This window comes from Mucilaginibacter sp. Bleaf8, assembly GCF_018390515.1.
GTDB lineage: Bacteria > Bacteroidota > Bacteroidia > Sphingobacteriales > Sphingobacteriaceae > Mucilaginibacter.
Genome location: NZ_JAHBBK010000006.1, coordinates 41,129 through 56,468, shown reverse-complemented (window position 1 = coordinate 56,468; position 15,340 = coordinate 41,129). Strand labels below are relative to the sequence as shown.

The 15,340-nt window shown below is 46.0% G+C and carries 11 protein-coding genes; 4 read left to right on the top strand and 7 right to left on the bottom strand.

The window, feature by feature from the left end:
- Window positions 1–14: 14 nt before the first annotated feature.
- Genes KHS38_RS20160 through KHS38_RS20150 form a run of 3 tightly spaced genes read right to left on the bottom strand, consistent with a single transcriptional unit; the run spans window position 15 to window position 2,013 of the window.
- Window positions 15–980 carry a PKD domain-containing protein gene (locus KHS38_RS20160; RefSeq protein ID WP_213490377.1) on the bottom strand — a complete coding sequence of 322 codons (966 nt, stop codon included), beginning with the start codon at window positions 978–980 and terminating at the stop codon, window positions 15–17.
- 29 nt (window positions 981–1,009) lie between these two features.
- The gene (gene tssO / locus KHS38_RS20155) at window positions 1,010–1,495 is read right to left on the bottom strand and encodes a type VI secretion system TssO (protein ID WP_213490376.1); all 486 of its coding nucleotides are present in this window, start codon (window positions 1,493–1,495) and stop codon (window positions 1,010–1,012) included.
- 2 nt (window positions 1,496–1,497) lie between these two features.
- Window positions 1,498–2,013 (bottom strand): type VI secretion system TssO, encoded by a 516-nt coding sequence (locus tag KHS38_RS20150; protein ID WP_213490375.1) that lies wholly within the window; start codon window positions 2,011–2,013, stop codon window positions 1,498–1,500.
- Window positions 2,014–2,219: 206 nt separating this feature from the next.
- Between KHS38_RS20150 and KHS38_RS20145 the strand changes: the two genes are divergently transcribed.
- Both KHS38_RS20145 and KHS38_RS20140 read left to right on the top strand, forming a co-directional pair.
- Window positions 2,220–2,654 (top strand): GPW/gp25 family protein, encoded by a 435-nt coding sequence (locus KHS38_RS20145; protein WP_213490374.1) that lies wholly within the window; start codon window positions 2,220–2,222, stop codon window positions 2,652–2,654.
- A 7-nt stretch (window positions 2,655–2,661) separates the two neighbouring features.
- Window positions 2,662–4,509 carry a type VI secretion system baseplate subunit TssF gene (locus KHS38_RS20140; RefSeq protein WP_213490373.1) on the top strand — a complete coding sequence of 616 codons (1,848 nt, stop codon included), beginning with the start codon at window positions 2,662–2,664 and terminating at the stop codon, window positions 4,507–4,509.
- Here KHS38_RS20140 and KHS38_RS20135 read toward each other — a convergent pair.
- The gene (locus tag KHS38_RS20135) at window positions 4,506–5,444 is read right to left on the bottom strand and encodes a type VI secretion system baseplate subunit TssG (RefSeq protein ID WP_213490372.1); all 939 of its coding nucleotides are present in this window, start codon (window positions 5,442–5,444) and stop codon (window positions 4,506–4,508) included. The genes KHS38_RS20140 and KHS38_RS20135 overlap by 4 nt on opposite strands.
- Window positions 5,445–5,560: 116 nt before the next feature.
- Here KHS38_RS20135 and KHS38_RS20130 point away from each other — a divergent pair, with 116 nt between their 5' ends.
- Window positions 5,561–6,454, top strand: a complete 894-nt coding sequence (locus tag KHS38_RS20130) for a TssN family type VI secretion system protein (protein WP_213490371.1) — start codon at window positions 5,561–5,563, stop codon at window positions 6,452–6,454.
- 20 nt (window positions 6,455–6,474) lie between these two features.
- Window positions 6,475–7,620 carry a hypothetical protein gene (locus tag KHS38_RS20125; RefSeq protein WP_213490370.1) on the top strand — a complete coding sequence of 382 codons (1,146 nt, stop codon included), beginning with the start codon at window positions 6,475–6,477 and terminating at the stop codon, window positions 7,618–7,620.
- 132 nt (window positions 7,621–7,752) lie between these two features.
- Here KHS38_RS20125 and katG read toward each other — a convergent pair whose 3' ends face one another.
- The 3 genes from katG to KHS38_RS20110 all read right to left on the bottom strand — a co-directional run bounded on the left by katG (window position 7,753) and on the right by KHS38_RS20110 (window position 15,243).
- On the bottom strand, window positions 7,753–10,029 hold the full coding sequence (gene katG, locus KHS38_RS20120; RefSeq protein WP_213490369.1) for a catalase/peroxidase HPI: 2,277 nt from the start codon (window positions 10,027–10,029) through the stop codon (window positions 7,753–7,755).
- Window positions 10,030–10,277: 248 nt separating this feature from the next.
- Window positions 10,278–11,978 (bottom strand): RluA family pseudouridine synthase, encoded by a 1,701-nt coding sequence (locus KHS38_RS20115; protein ID WP_213490368.1) that lies wholly within the window; start codon window positions 11,976–11,978, stop codon window positions 10,278–10,280.
- Window positions 11,979–12,099: 121 nt separating this feature from the next.
- A complete protein-coding gene (locus KHS38_RS20110) occupies window positions 12,100–15,243 on the bottom strand; it encodes a PAS domain-containing protein (protein WP_213490367.1) in 3,144 nt (1,047 codons plus the stop codon).
- Window positions 15,244–15,340: the final 97 nt, after the last annotated feature.

Sequence of the window (15,340 nt, the reverse complement as noted above, 5' to 3'; positions counted from 1 at the left end):
CTTGGTTTAGCTAACTATCTTGAACGTTTAATGCCCTGGGCAGAGGTGGCCGAATGCTGCTTTACGGTAAGTAAGCTCGAGCAATTGGATTTTGGCCTTAAGGTAACCTGTGCTTCATCGATATTAACACCGCCGCCAAAAGTAAGGCGCATGCAGTAAGAATAAAGGTCGGTTTGCTTGGTATCGCCATTGGCATCCAGGTTTACGGACACGCGTTCATCGCCACAGAAATATTTATTAACCAGATAGTAGTAATGGTTATTGAAATCGGCACCATTGGCAATGGCCTGCAGGTGTGCACGAATGTCATCAACTACCTTGCGCTCGCCTTCGCCAGGGGCTACCAGTGTATTAACCAGGGCCGAGTCGGGGTTGGTGATACGGATGCGGTGTATAACCTGGCGCAAGCTGTTATCGGTGTTGAGCCTTACGGTATAAATGCCGGGGCTATGATAGGTATACAATGCGGTTGGCCCCTTTACATCCACCCGGCCGGTTTCACCGAACGACCACTCGAGTATACGGGCATTGCCCTGCGCTTCCAGCCTTACCTCTTCGTTCACGATGCCCTGCGTTGGCCCGTTTATGGTAATCAGCGTATCTTTAATTGGTGCAGCAACGGTGTCTTTTACGTCAATCGGGAACTGCTGCTGCAGTTTACCGTTTACCGTTACCCGCACAATGTAAGCGCCCGGCTTATTAAACCGGTAAACCCCGTTTTGTGTGGTTGCACGCTCACCATTGCCAAATTCCCATAGCCATTTGCTGGCTCCTTTGGTATTGTCTGAGTACACCAGATCCTCGTTCAGGTAAATCTGGTCTTTCAGAATTTTTGCGTTAACGGTGTTTTCTTCAAAAAGCGAGCTTTTGAATAGAAAAATTAGGCCGGCTAATAAAAGTATGGCAACAATAATATACAGGATGATGTAATTCTGCCGGTTAGTTTCAACTGATCTGCCGTTATTGTAATCGTCTTGCATAGGTTGAGTGATGTTTGTTTAGTATTGATTTAGCGTGTTCCCAGGCTTTGCTGTAATTGCCGGGTAGATAGTTTACAATCGTCTAAAAGTTTATTGATGTGTGATATGTCATTATAATTACCTCTCAGCTCGCGCTTATCGTAAAAAAGGCTTTCCTGAATTTTGGATGCGTATACAAAGCATTTATAGCGGCTATCATAAGGCCGGCTGTTATAATAAGAACGTACAGCGGTGATGGCATTTTTGATATCATTTTCCAGAAATACAGCCTGTACATTGGGGTTAAATTTCACAATGCGGGTATAGGTAGTATCAATGGCCGGTAACGCTTCAGCAACGGTGGCTTCAAAGCGCTCTTCTTCATTCAGGCGTTTGGAAAAATCTTCTTTGGATATGTCGCTGTCGTTACCATAATTATAAAAGATGGCGGTGCATAACACTGCTGCAGTGAACAGAAAAAGTCCTAAAAAGAACAGGAACTTTTCGCGACGTTCTTTAATGCTAAACTTCATCATAATTATCGTCTGAGGCTTCTGAGTGTGTTTATGGCTGATGTATTGGTTTTGTTGCACGATTGCAGCTGCGAACGCAGGCTCTCGATCTGATAGCGTGTGGTAAAGAGCGAATCTTTAATACTGGCTACCGTGCTGATGTTATTGCTTAACTTTTTATACAATTCAAAGCTCTTGAGCGGCAAGGTATTTTGCTGTAACAAAGCCTGGATTTTTAAGTTGCTTTCCTGTATATCGTTCAGCAGCAGGCTTTGATTGTTCAGTTCGGTTGAATTAAGCTTGGTGTATTGTGACAGCTGCGTAAGGCGCAGCAATATAATGTCAAAGTTATTGTTGATATCATTACGTACCGAAATCAGTTTTTCTGATTCTTTGACCCGGTTGTTCAGCATGGCTACCTCCCGGTTAGACGTCAGGAAAAAGAAATAGACTACCAGTACGCTGAAAAACAGCAGAATAACGAAATAGAGTATAAAGTTTAGATACGAGCTTTTTAAATCTCGATTGTTTATCGGCTTCATTTGTAACAGGTATTACGCTGGTGTTATGTTTGCTTACCGCACTGCCGGCGTTTTCCCCGAACGGGAAAGAATTGCCGGACACTAAAAGCCCCTGTATATGGCGGTACAACAGGCTTACTCGTCAACACAACATTTCATACAACCATTATCAAAAAAAAATGTTTAATAGTTATCAAAAAATAAACCAGCAGTTATCGCTTAGTTACATGCCTATACCTTTATATAAAAAACCGTTTCGTTTGGGTAGCGTTTTCAAGGGCCAGGATCTGGAGACGCAGGATATAGGTACGTCTATATCCGAGTATATCGAACTCATTATATTTACCCGTTTTGGCGAGCATCGCTACCAGCCAGATTTTGGCTGCGAAATATGGGACCTGGATTTTGAGCTGATCATCAGCGAAAGTATCTGGGAAGAAAAATTGCGGCAGTCGCTGCTGCGGTCGATTACTAAGTACGAGCAGCGTATATATGATGTACACATTGACGTGCATATCTCAGAAATCAACAAGTTTTACCCACTACGCAATGTTACCGAAATCAAAAAGCAGGTAGAGATTGTTGTACGGGCAAAAGTTCATAAAACCGGAGAAAATTACCGGTTTTCTATTGCCCTGTTTTTAAGTCCGTTATCAGCCTGATCTAATCATGAGTAATATACTATTTAATACCAAAGAGGATATCCGTTCGCGCATGTTGCGCAATGCTATGGATTACTGGGGCACCAGTAACGCGAACGATATGGACCCGATGGTGAAGTTGCTGATAGAAGCGCTAAGTACGGAGCTGTTTAATATATCAAACGACGTTAAGAACCTCGAAACGAGGGTACTCAATAAGATATCACGTATCCTGGCATCCGATTACCTGACCTCGGCTTTACCGGCGCACGCCATTCTTAGAGCCCAGCCCATTGAATCCCGTGAGGCATTGACGGTTGACAGTCACTTTTTTTACCGGCAGCCCGCAGCTAAGGAGAATGGACAGGCCGAGCAAGCCGACATGTTTTTTTCGCCGGCGGGCGGTGTTTCCTTATTTAATGCGGCTATTCGGTATATATGCAGCGGTAACAACGTGTTTGAGTATGATGAACACCTGCACAAAAACACCGTGCTCCATACCACACAAAGCGGCATTACCGATGGGCGGAGTTTATGGCTCGGTATTGATTGCGCCGAACAATTAACGGATATCAATAATCTATCCCTTTTTATAGAATGGCCCGACTATGGTGCCAACGAAGACTTTTATAAGCTGCTATCGGTTGTTAAGTGCTACCTGCATAACGAAGAAGTACAGAGCAGGCCGGGATTTATTTACCAGGAAGACCTTGCACAGGATATACGCCCGGTATTTTATGAGCAGAATATCATTAACCTGATCATTCGTGATATCAAAGCTTATTACGATAGCCGCTTTATTTCGTTAACGGACGAGCGCTTGCAGAATATCGGCACGCAAAAACGATCTCTTCCGGATGAACTAATTCCTTTCTTTAATAATAGTGAAATGAACAGGCTCAGGCCTTGTGTCTGGATCAAGCTCAGCTTTCCGGCAGCTATTCCGGCTTCCGTTATTGATGATCTTCAGATAGCGATCAACTGCTTCCCGGTAGTTAACCGGCGATTGCACGAAAAGAAATATCGCCTGCGTGAACTGAACAATGTTATTCCGGTTAAGCCCGAAAACAAGGATCATTTTCTCTCGGTTAAGGAAGTGTACGACGACCGCAATACCTATTATGCGGAAATACCCTATGCACAGGCCGGCAAAAGCTACGATGGCAGTTATTCCATCCGTAATGGCGGGGCCGAGCGTTTCGACTCCCGCGATGCCCAGCAGATTATCCAGTACCTGTTCGAGTTATTGCGGGATGAAAAAGCGGCCTTCACCAGTTATGGCACCGACTACCTGACCGGTATTTTAAGAACGCTGGAGCAAAATCTGTCACTTATTGAAAGGAAAGTGCAGCATGCCCATCACAGTCCGGAGCCGTTCAACTATTTAATTGTGAACCCGCCGGCGCAGGCAGCCATGCTTTACGTGCATTATTGGACTACCCTTGCCGACGCAGCCAACCATATCCGTCGCGGCTCGCGCCTGCAGCAATTTGAAATGTTTAAGTTAAGGGCAGATACCTTGCGGTTGATGACCGGTACCATTGGCGGGCGAAACAGCCTGGGGGCCACCGAACGCATACAGGCTTACAAATACGGCCTTACCACCAAAGACCGCATTGTTACCCAAGCTGATCTGATCAGTTTCTGCTATTATGAACTGGGTAACAAGATCACTAATGTGCGGACTGCCAAAGGCGTGGCCGTATCCAGTAACCCGAAAGAAGGCTTTAAGAAAACCATTGACATTTTCCTGAAGCCTGATGATACCTTGAAACTGGACCGCCAGGATTGGGATACGCTGCTTGCCTTATTGCTATCTAAGCTGGAGAGCCGTAGCGTAATGAACGCCAGTTACCGAGTATTTATGGAGGGCTAACTGCCCAGGTAAGTGGTAAAGCCCAGGCAGGCGTTCTCTGTATCATTACCTAATACCAGTTTTTGGTGCTCGGGTTCTACCACGTAACTTGTACGAATGGTAGTTTGCAGGGGTATAAAATAGTTGAGCAGTACATCAAGTGCCTCGGCCTGCCGGGTGCCGGGTAAAAAGGAAAGCATCTTGGCGGCCGTAAGCGGCCCGATGGTTATATGCAGCTCTTCTTCGGCTTCATAGCTGTCGCCGGCAATAAAATTTACGCCCAGCTTGCCTGCACCCAGTTTGCTGCCTGTATCCAGTACCGGCGATACGCCGATTTTAGTTTCGTGCAGGCGATATTGCAGGTCAAAATTAACACCGAACATGATGTTTAATATGTTGCCTATAAATGGGAGATTGTTGCGCTGCTCATGTATAACCGGCAATACATGAATCAGTATAACCATTTGCTGGTTGGTAAAGCACTTGAACTCTTTCCATTCTTTTAAAAAGATGTTCACCAGCTCATCGTACTCATCTTTTTTATCAACGCGGTTTTCGTAAAGCTCAATTACCGTACGCAGATGGTACAGCCCGGTTTCCAGCGGTGCAAAAAAGTTGCGGGCCTGCTTTTCCTCCTCACGGCGGGTTTTGATATCTTTTATCATTTCCTCTTCCGTAACCATCACGCTCGAGGCCGGCGGCTGATGAAAAAGCCCCTCGGGCAACATATCATATAATCCTTCGCGGTTGATATGAATAGCGGTCATCAACCGGTTCCTGTAAGCCGACCGGTAACTGGTGATATCAACTATTTCTTTGGCGTAAGCCCGTTTTTGCGGGCCCTGAGGAATAATTATCACTTCATCAGGGGCTACTTTACCACTATCAATCAGGCCTGCTGCCAAAGCAGCTGCTTTAAAGTCGGTATCAATCAGATTAGGCTTATCAGTTGTCATGTACAGATGTTGTTAGTGCTTTTCTAAAACAATAACCATATTTGTTGGTAATTGATTAAGCAAAGTTGAACTTCTCAAGTTAAGCTTTTTCTTTGCAACATAGACCTATAACTTTTATGGACGTTAAATCGTTTTTTATACGTTTTCTGCTGTTCCCGGTGATTTTTGCGGTGAGTACCGCAATCATGACAATTATTAATAAAAAGAACCAGGTATTTAACAACAAAAAACTAATTGTAACCTTACTGCTTACCTCTTTGGTACTGGGCCTGCCGGGCCTGCTGGGATTTTTAGATTTGCAGTTTATGCCATGGGGCTACATCTGTGTGCAGCTGTACAGCCTTACAGCTGGTATTGTATTTGTATGGCTTGCTGCCACACATTATGAAAGCGAATTGCTGGGGCGTAAGGGTTTTGTTTTTATCTGCAGCCTATTAGCCTGCATGCTGGGTGCCTTTTTGTTTAAGCTGGTGTTCGACTGGCTGAACAATTTGAAATATGGTGTTTGGGCATCTACATCTATATTTGTGTTCCTGGCGCCGCTGCTGTTTTGGTGGGCTTACGTTGCCTACATGAATATTCCGCTTGAGATATATAAGGTATGGCAATACCCATCCATCCCCGAAGATATTAACATGGAACACCTGGACTTTAACCGATTGCTGGTGCTCGAAATTAATTTGTATAAGCATACTAACGACCAGGAACCGCTCAAGGTTAAGGCAAAAGCGCCGCGTAACATGAACTTCGGGCAGTGGTTCCAGAAGTTTATTGATGATTATAATCTGAAGTTTCCTGACTCGCAGATTCAGTACCAGCAAAACACGGGCGAATCCTATAAATGGATATTTTATATCAAACCGTCGTTTTTCAGTCAGCGGCACTTTATTGACCCCGACCGCGATATTGAACAAAATAAGATTACCGAAAAGCTGCCCATTTTTGCCAAACGGGTATCTGAAGCCGTGAATGTGCCGCAAAGAACAGGCGACGAAGCGGTATATTTATAAGCAATTAACCTTTAGCAATCATGATTTTGCCCATCAAACATAAAGCCGTAAACTGGGTTGACGGCATGAAAATTTCAAGCGGTCATTTTGTACAGACCGATAATTTTATTCATGACCTGGTTAAAGACAGCAACTCATTAACGCTGCATAACAATAATTTTGGTTTGTTGCCACCCTTTAATGGCGAAAGCAGCTCAATGGATATCCAGATAAGTGAGCGGGCATCCAATCATATACAGGTAAAGATACGCCAGTGTAATGCCGTAACGGCCGAAGGCTACCGTATCCGTATTTCGCCGCAGGCACTTGGGCAGGAACTGCTCTTTAATCACTATTTCAGCCAGGATAGTGTAACCGATGCAGTAGAAAGCTACTATATTATCCTTACCGTAAACCCGCATGAGCGGGTGGCTGTAGGCCAGCCGGATGCAGAAGAAATGCCGCTGCGTTACCCTGAGGTGGATAGCAGTTATGCAGTAACCATATTACCGGCCTCACAAATCAATAATCGGGCTAATTATTATCTGGAAATAGGCAAGCTAACCCGCAGCAGTTCGGGCATGCAAATCCAGACCGATTATATACCGCCATGTGTGAATATTTTGAGCCACCCGGATCTGGTGCGTTATTATGAGTTTTTCAGTAATCAGCTCAACGAGTTGCAGCTGTTATCATTCCGTATTCTGGACAAGATAACCTCAAAAGATTCTATTTCGACCATTGGTAAGAATGTAAAAACGCTATGCGAAAAAATGCTTGATTATATATCACGTATTTATTTTCCATACCGAAACATGGTGTATAACCAGCCCCCCGTAGTGCTGACAGGTTATTTTTCGGAAATGGCACATGTATTTTTCAGCACGGTAAAAAGCATAGCGGGTGCCGAGCGCGAAGAGCTGTTAAAGTATTTTTATGAATGGAAGGATGTAACTCCCGGCAACTTTGAAGAGTTGTTGGCCCGCCTTATCGAGATCGTATACAACCATCATGATATACGTTCGTCTATGACGGCAGTAGATGAGTTTTTGCGTGTTATCGTAGCTTTATGGAATAAACTCAGCACGTTGGAGTACATCGGTCAGCGGAAAGAAAACATTGTGGTAGCCGAGCAGCAGATTGTACAAACGGTGCAGGCCAAACGTACCTGGACCCTGCTGGATTAATAGCGCCTATAAGCAGAACGATTGCAATATTGCTTTGGCTTTAGTTGCAAATCCTGCAAATTCAGTTATTACAAAAGAGGGGCTTATATATTATATAAGCCCCTCTTTTGATTTATGTATTAAAATTTAGTGTTACACCAAATCAAAACGATCCAGATTCATCACTTTGTTCCAGGCAGCCACAAAGTCCTGCAGGAATTTTTGTTGACCGTCTGCACTGCCGTACACTTCAGCAACGGCACGTAACTCTGCATGTGAACCGAATACCAGGTCGGCACGGGTAGCAGTCCATTTGCGCTCGCCTGTAGCACGGCTGGTACCTTCGTATACCTCGCGGTCGGTTGAGGTCGCTTTCCAGGCCGTACCCATATCCAACAGGTTTACAAAGTAATCATTACTCAGCTGACCAGGGCGTGCGGTAAGTACACCGTGGTTCGAGCCATCAAAGTTGATATTAATTGCCTTCAGGCCACCCATCAGTACGGTAAGTTCTGGTGCAGTAAGCGTTAGCAGGTGTGCTTTATCCACCAGCAACTCTTCGGTAGATACTCCTAAGCCTGATTTGCGGTAGCTACGGAAACCATCAGCCAACGGCTCAAGATAACCGAATGATTCTACGTCGGTTTGCTCCTGCGAGGCATCTGTACGGCCTGCGGTGAACGGAACGGTTATTGGCTGACCGGCATCCTGAGCCGCTTTTTCTACACCGGCATTACCTGCCAGCACGATCAGGTCGGCCGATGAAACTTTCTTGCCGGTAGTTTGAGCGCCGTTAAATTCATTCTGAATCTTTTCGAGCACGCCCAATACTTTTTGTAATTGTACCGGGTTGTTTACCCGCCAGTAACGCTGCGGAGCCAGGCGAATACGTGCACCATTGGCGCCACCGCGTTTATCTGAGCCACGGAAAGTAGAGGCCGAAGCCCATGCGGTTGAAACCAGTTCAGACACACTCAGGCCCGATGCCAGAATTTTCGCTTTTAATGTCGCAACGTCATTCTCATCAACCAGCACATGGTTAACTGCAGGGATAATGTCTTGCCATAATAATTCTTCTTGTGGTACGTCCGGGCCCAGGTAACGGGCACGTGGTCCCATATCGCGGTGCGTTAGTTTAAACCAAGCACGTGCAAATGCATCTGAAAATGCTTCGTGGTCTTCTAAAAAGCGTCTGGATATTTTCTCGTAAGCCGGGTCAAATCTTAAGGCCAGGTCGGTAGTGAGCATGGTAGGGCGGTGCTTTTTAGCGTTGTCATAAGCATCCGGAATGATTGCCTCGGCATCTTTAGCTACCCACTGGTGTGCACCTGCCGGGCTGGTGGTTAATTCCCACTCAAAACCAAACAAGTTTTCAAAAAAGTTATTGCTCCATTGCGTCGGCGTTTTGGTCCAGGTTACTTCCAGTCCGCTGGTAATGGTGTCGGCACCTTTGCCAGAGCCAAAGCTGTTGCTCCAGCCAAAGCCCTGTGCTTCCATACCGGCAGCTTCCGGTTCTTTGCCTACATGATCTGCAGATGCGGCACCGTGAGTTTTACCAAAGCTGTGGCCTCCTGCTATCAAGGCAACGGTTTCCTCGTCATTCATGGCCATGCGGCCAAAGGTATCGCGAATGTCTTTGGCGGCCATAACCGGGTCGGGGTTACCATCAGGGCCTTCGGGATTTACGTAAATTAAACCCATTTGCACGGCAGCAAGCGGCTTTTCCAAGTTGCGTGAATGGATATTGCCATCAGCATTATCGTCTGACACCAGCACACCATGATTTTCAACCACACCTTCCGAACCATTAGCATAACGCAGATCGCCGCCCAGCCAGGTTCTTTCCGAACCCCAGTAAACAGACTCATCCGCCTCCCAGGCATCTTCGCGTCCGCCTGCAAAACCGAAGGTTTTAAAGCCCATAGATTCGAGTGCTATGTTACCGGTCAAAATCATTAAATCTGCCCAAGATAATTTACGGCCGTATTTCTGTTTGATAGGCCAAAGCAGTCTGCGGGCTTTATCCAGGCTTACGTTATCCGGCCAGCTGTTAAGCGGGGCAAAGCGCTGCAAACCGGCGCCACCGCCGCCGCGGCCATCAGTTACACGGTAAGTACCGGCACTGTGCCAGGCCATACGCACAAATAAACCACCGTAATGGCCAAAGTCCGCAGGCCACCAGTCCTGTGAATCGGTCATCAGGGCATGCAGATCCTGCTTTACGGCTTCCAGATCCAAGGTTTTAAATGCTTCTGCATAATTAAAGTCCTTATCCAAAGGGTTGGACAATGACGAATGCTGACGAAGAATATTCAATTTAAGCTGGTTGGGCCACCAGTTATGGTTGCGGGTGCCGTTGCCGGCTAAGTTGTGCTTCATGGTGCCGTTGTGGAACGGGCATTTGCTAATGTCGTTTGATTGGGTATCCATCTTGGTCTAAATTTTAAAGGAATCCTGAACTCAATCAGGTTTTACAGCTGTAAAAATAGAGCATGGAAGTATGCCGTCACAATCGTTTTATTCTATAAGCAATAGCTAAAGCCTATGAATTGCGGAGCAATTGATATTACTAAAACAAGAGGTTAGCTCAATGAACTGACGTTTCCATAGAAGTTAAAGAAAAGCAATAGAAGCCCTGTTAGCGAGCCTTTCCATAATGACATAGCTTATCAAGCGCGTTAAAAGTCCTCTGTTACTTCAAAGCTGATTCTTTCTTTGGTTTCGGGATGTACAAACTCTAGGTAGGCAGCATGCAGGTACAAGCGTTCTGCAGGGGTACCATACAAATCGTCACCTACAATGGGTGCATTAAGTCCCAGCTCATGGGCCGAATGCATGCGCAGCTGGTGGGTGCGCCCTGTAAGGGGCCAAAAGTGAATCTTGGTTGTTGTTTCGGTTGTGTAAACTACCTGCCACCTGGTAATGCTTTTCTTCCCGGTTTCAAAACAAACCAGTTGCCGCGGGCGGTTGTACGGGTCGCCGGTTAAAGGCAGACTGATCTCGCCCTCGGGCTTATCAATCACTTTTGATAACAGCGCTACGTAACGTTTGCTTAGTGTGCGGTTCAAAAACTGCTTTTGAATATGCTTGTGCGCCTCCGGGGTTTTGGCTACCACTAAAAGTCCGGAAGTGCCCATATCCAACCGGTGAACAATCAGCGGTTCGGTATTTACCAATACCTGTTTTAAACGTGTGTAAACCGAATCATGAATATCCACACCCCGTACAGAACGCAGGCCGGCAGGCTTATTAACTATTACAAAGCAGGCGTCCTCATAGATTATCTCCAGCTTGGTGTTTTCTCCGGGGTTTAATAAAAGCGGGTTATCATCAACAGGCATGCCTTCCAGCATGTGCCCTAAAATGGGTTTACATTTACCTGTACAGGCCGGGTAGAACTGCTTATGTTTTCTGATTTCTGATTTTGGTGAAGCGCCCCACCAAAACTCGGCCATGGCCAGTGGTTTGTACCCGTTTGCAAAAGCGAATTGCAAAAGCTTGGGTGTTGCACATTCGCCCGCACCTGCCGGTGGTTTTCCAAAGGCAGTTACGCTGAAGATATCCTGTAAGCTTTTGCTTTTACCATCTCGGTTCAAAAAGGCGTACTGTTCAAAGAGCTGCCTTTGCAAATCGGCTGATCTTTCTTTACGCTCGTTTTTCAGTGCTTCAATTCTGGATTCGAATTGCGCCATGCTTTCGCGCGTTTTATCCAAAAGCTGCTCCCATTGGTCTGTAAGTACTTTAAGCTGATGCTTATCGTGCAAGCTGTGTTTAACTAAGTAGGCTTCAAACAACCCGTAATCGTACAAATTAAGTTTGTTCTGTTGCTCTTCGCGGAGTTTCTTCCGGTTCTGCTTGTTAACTTTTAGCTGTTTCTTTAAGGCTGCTATTTCTTGTGAAGATTGGGTGGAAAATTGGTCGAGCTGCTGCCGTAAATGAGTGTAGGTTGTATCTGCCCATATCTCTTTTACCTGCGCATTGAGCGTGTTTATATTTTCCTGCTCTTTAAGAAAAAAGCTGTTTTCTACCAGCATGTCAAAAACAGGCGGAACAAAGTTTGGATGATCATTTGAGCCGGCCAGTTTGCCCGAAAAGGCCGACAGGTAACCCACTTTCCCTTCGGTATCCTGTACCACTAAAACACCAAACATCTTGCCAATGGCCATACCTTCCTGATCGCTGTCAAGTCCGAAGTTATGATCGAGGCTCGCCTGCTCTTCCAGGTATTGCTGCAGTTGGGCTGCCGCTATTCTGGTTAACGGGTGCGGCTCGTAATAAAAAGGAAAGGTAAAGCGCTCTGGTAAGGCGATATCTTTCACCAACTGATCGGGAAAATAAGTAATCTTAGCCTGACTATGGTTATCCAAGTGGTTTTGCATTATTTAATTTGCAAAATTAACACTTATCCTATAACGCTGCTGCATTTATTCATCTTTCAATAAATGCAGCAGTCATCAATAGCTTGTCTAATACTTTCACAGATAGTAGACTACCTTGCTTTTACTCAAGCGGCAGGCTGAAAGTAAACGTAGCTCCGTTTCCTTCCACACTGTCTACCCATATTTTGCCGCCATGGCGCTCTATGATTTCGGCACACAAGTATAAGCCTATACCAAAGCCCGAGATGTGCTTTGTATTACTGGTTTCTACCCGGTAATAGCGCTCAAAAAGCTTTTCTTGGTCTTCTTTCTTGATGCCCATACCTTCGTCCTGAACGCTTACCTGTACACTGTGTGCAACGGTTTTGTAAACCACAGTAACCGTTGTTCCCTTTGGCGAGTATTTTATAGCATTGCTGAGCAGGTTAGAAACCACAGACTCAATTTTGTCATGATCGGCATGAATGGACAGCGGGCCGGCGGCTACAAATTCAATGCGATGGCTGTTCATCGTTAGTCCGGTTTCTTTAATGACGTTGCCAATCAGTTCCTGCAGGTCAAATGATGTTTTTTGAATGGACATCTTGCCCGATTCCAGCCTGGAGATATTCAGAAAGCCGCTAATCATCGCTTCCATCTTTTTTACCTGAACGCTTGATTTTTCTACCGCTCCACGCAAGAAATTATCATCGCTGGCTTTTAGTTTTAGGCCGGCTACCTGCAATAAGGCCTTCAGCGAGGTAAGCGGTGTTTTTAATTCATGGCTCACTATCCCGATAAAATCGTTTTTTCGCTGCTCGTCTTTTTTCTGCTCCGTAACATCCAGCAGCATGCCGCTTAAGCGGGTAGCCTGCTGCTGTTCATCGAAAAGCGCTTTACCCTTTGCCCTTACCACGCGTGGCAACTGATCTTGCGGATTGATGATGGTGTAATGGATATCATAATCTCCGCCTGATGCGTAGGTCATGGCATGGTTGATGGCCTGAATAACCTTTTCGCGATCGGTATCTGCAATGGCTGCCAGGGCCTGGTCCAGTTCAATTTCGTCTTCGGGCTGTAGGCCGAACCAGGTTTTTGTAAGATCGTTGCCTGAAAACCTGCCGGTGGCGGGATTCAAATCCCAAGTGGCCAGGTCGGCAGCATCAATAGCCAGCTGCAATTCATCCTGACTTACCTTCAATGCATCGTTCAGGGCGGCAAGCTCTTCGTTTACGGCCGCTTGCTCTTCGTTGGCTAATTTCAACTCTTCGTTAGTGGCGGCAAGCTCTTCATTAAGTTGCTGCACCTCTTCGCGGGTAACCACCTGTGCAGTTACATCAATGGCCGTAACAATTACCCCTATAATATTGTCATGCGCATCCTTATAGGGTTGGTACACAAAGTCGAGGTACAGCGTTTCCATCTGGCCGTTCCTTAACAGCGAAATGGGCCGTTCCTTTGCTTCTAAGGTATTGCCGGTTGTATAAATATCCTGTAGCAACTCCTCCAGCCCCTGTCCTTTTGCCTCGGGCACTCCTTCAAAAAGAGGCCGGTTAAGAATTGCTTCCCGCGGCTTGCCCCAAAGGGCTATCATGCGATCATTAGCTATCTCTACTTTGTAATCCGAACCTAAAAGAATGCTTTTGGAAACGGGCGAATGCATAATGATGTTATACAGGCTTTTTTGGCTCTGCTCAACTTGCAGTTTGGCATTCACCAGTTCTGTTACATCAGATGCGGTATTCATAACCCCATAAACTTTACCATGCTGATCAAAGAGCGGCGTAAAGTCATAGTTGAAATAAAACGGCTGTAGCTTTCCGTCAACCAGCAGATCAACACGTTCGTTTTCGGTGTGGTAGGGTATCCCGGTTAGGTAAACATGGTCCAGGCGTTCATAAACACCGGTGCCTGCCAGTTCGGGCAGTACCTCGGCATAGGTTTTGCCAATCAGATCGCTGCCCCTGTTCCAGGTGTCAATAATGGACTGGTTAAGTAGTTCAATCCGCATTTCGCGGCCGGTATATACGCCAATTGGGAAAGGTGCACTTTCAACCAGGCTGCGTACCTTCTGCTCACTGGCTGCAAGTTGCTGTACTGTTTCTTCCAGCTTGCTTTGGCTGTCTGCCAGTTCTTCATTGGTTGCCCGAAGCTCTTCGTTCATGGCGGTAAGCTCTTCATTCAGCGCCTGTTGTTCACTTTCGCTTTCCTGAAGTGCTGTAGTACGCTCTTCCACTTTGCCTTCAAGGTTCTGATTCAGGTCTTCAAGTTGCTCCTGCGTCTGTCTCAGGCTTTCAATGGTTACGGCAAGCTCCTCGTTACCCGAAATAAGTTCTTCGTTGCTGGCCTGCAGCTCTTGGTAAGCCTGCTGCACTTCTTCATGTAATTCATGCAGCTTATGTTCATTGGCCTCGAGTAGTTTGCGGGCTGCTACATGTTCGGTAACTTCGTATTTAAAGCTTAGGATAGCGTTAACGTTACCGCTTTCATCACGTAACGGCTGATACACCACATTGAAGTAATGGTCGCTAAGCTCACCGCCAGTTTGATCAGCCAGTGGTACATGGATCTCGGTATCTACAAACGGTTCGCCGGTGGTGTAAACCTTATTTAGAACGTGCCATATAGGTTCACCCGCAATTTCAGGTAAAGCTGCCAGCAAGGGAAGTCCTAACACATCCCTTCCGGGAAATAGTTCGTTTTGGTATTGCGGATTAACGTAGGTGAAAACCATGTCAGAACCGCTTACAATAGCAATTTGCGCAGGTATTGTATGAAACAGCATTTCCATCTGTTTGCTCAGATGATCTGCACCGGCTCTGGCCTTGCGCTCGTTTTCAAGTCGCTTGGCCAGTTTATGCTCCGTCAGTACCTGGTTGGATACGTCACGGGTTTCGTGAATAATGTAAAGAATATTGCCGCTTTCATCCAGTACCGGTTTATGCAAGGTTTGCCAGTAGCTTTCTTTAAGCTGACCAGGATGTTCCAGGTCGGGCACGTCAAACCGCGTAAGCGGAACATGGTGCTGCTGCCTGGTGGCTAAAACCTGTTGCAATGATTCGGCAATGCCGCCATCTTTTCCCTGGGCCCATTCAGGCACTTCCGGAAATACATCGAAGAAATAACGGCCGGTAATTTCGGTCCGGGTCTTTCCCGTCAGTTTCACATGATCGTCGCTGGCGGTTAGTATGATAAGCTCAGGAGAGAGTACCACACAACAAACCGGTAATGTTTCAAATACACGTAAAGCAACAGGCGGTAAGGCCGAACTGCTTATGTTTTCCATAACGTATAATCTTTTTTGTCTAAGTAGATTTTACAAGAATACACATAAATTAAAAGATTTCGGCTCCGTTTTTGAATTAGAAAACTTGTTTAATTGA

Excerpts from the sequence above, each read along its gene's own strand:
- KHS38_RS20130 (WP_213490371.1), top strand. The coding sequence starts at position 5,561 with ATGGACGTTAAATCGTTTTTTATACGTTTTCTGCTGTTCCCGGTGATT.
- KHS38_RS20150 (WP_213490375.1), bottom strand. The coding sequence starts at position 2,013 with ATGAAGCCGATAAACAATCGAGATTTAAAAAGCTCGTATCTAAACTTT.
- KHS38_RS20140 (WP_213490373.1), top strand. The coding sequence starts at position 2,662 with ATGAGTAATATACTATTTAATACCAAAGAGGATATCCGTTCGCGCATG.
- KHS38_RS20110 (WP_213490367.1), bottom strand. The coding sequence starts at position 15,243 with ATGGAAAACATAAGCAGTTCGGCCTTACCGCCTGTTGCTTTACGTGTA.
- KHS38_RS20115 (WP_213490368.1), bottom strand. The coding sequence starts at position 11,978 with ATGCAAAACCACTTGGATAACCATAGTCAGGCTAAGATTACTTATTTT.
- tssO (WP_213490376.1), bottom strand. The coding sequence starts at position 1,495 with ATGATGAAGTTTAGCATTAAAGAACGTCGCGAAAAGTTCCTGTTCTTT.
- KHS38_RS20125 (WP_213490370.1), top strand. The coding sequence starts at position 6,475 with ATGATTTTGCCCATCAAACATAAAGCCGTAAACTGGGTTGACGGCATG.
- katG (WP_213490369.1), bottom strand. The coding sequence starts at position 10,029 with ATGGATACCCAATCAAACGACATTAGCAAATGCCCGTTCCACAACGGC.
- KHS38_RS20135 (WP_213490372.1), bottom strand. The coding sequence starts at position 5,444 with ATGACAACTGATAAGCCTAATCTGATTGATACCGACTTTAAAGCAGCT.
- KHS38_RS20160 (WP_213490377.1), bottom strand. The coding sequence starts at position 980 with ATGCAAGACGATTACAATAACGGCAGATCAGTTGAAACTAACCGGCAG.
- KHS38_RS20145 (WP_213490374.1), top strand. The coding sequence starts at position 2,220 with ATGCCTATACCTTTATATAAAAAACCGTTTCGTTTGGGTAGCGTTTTC.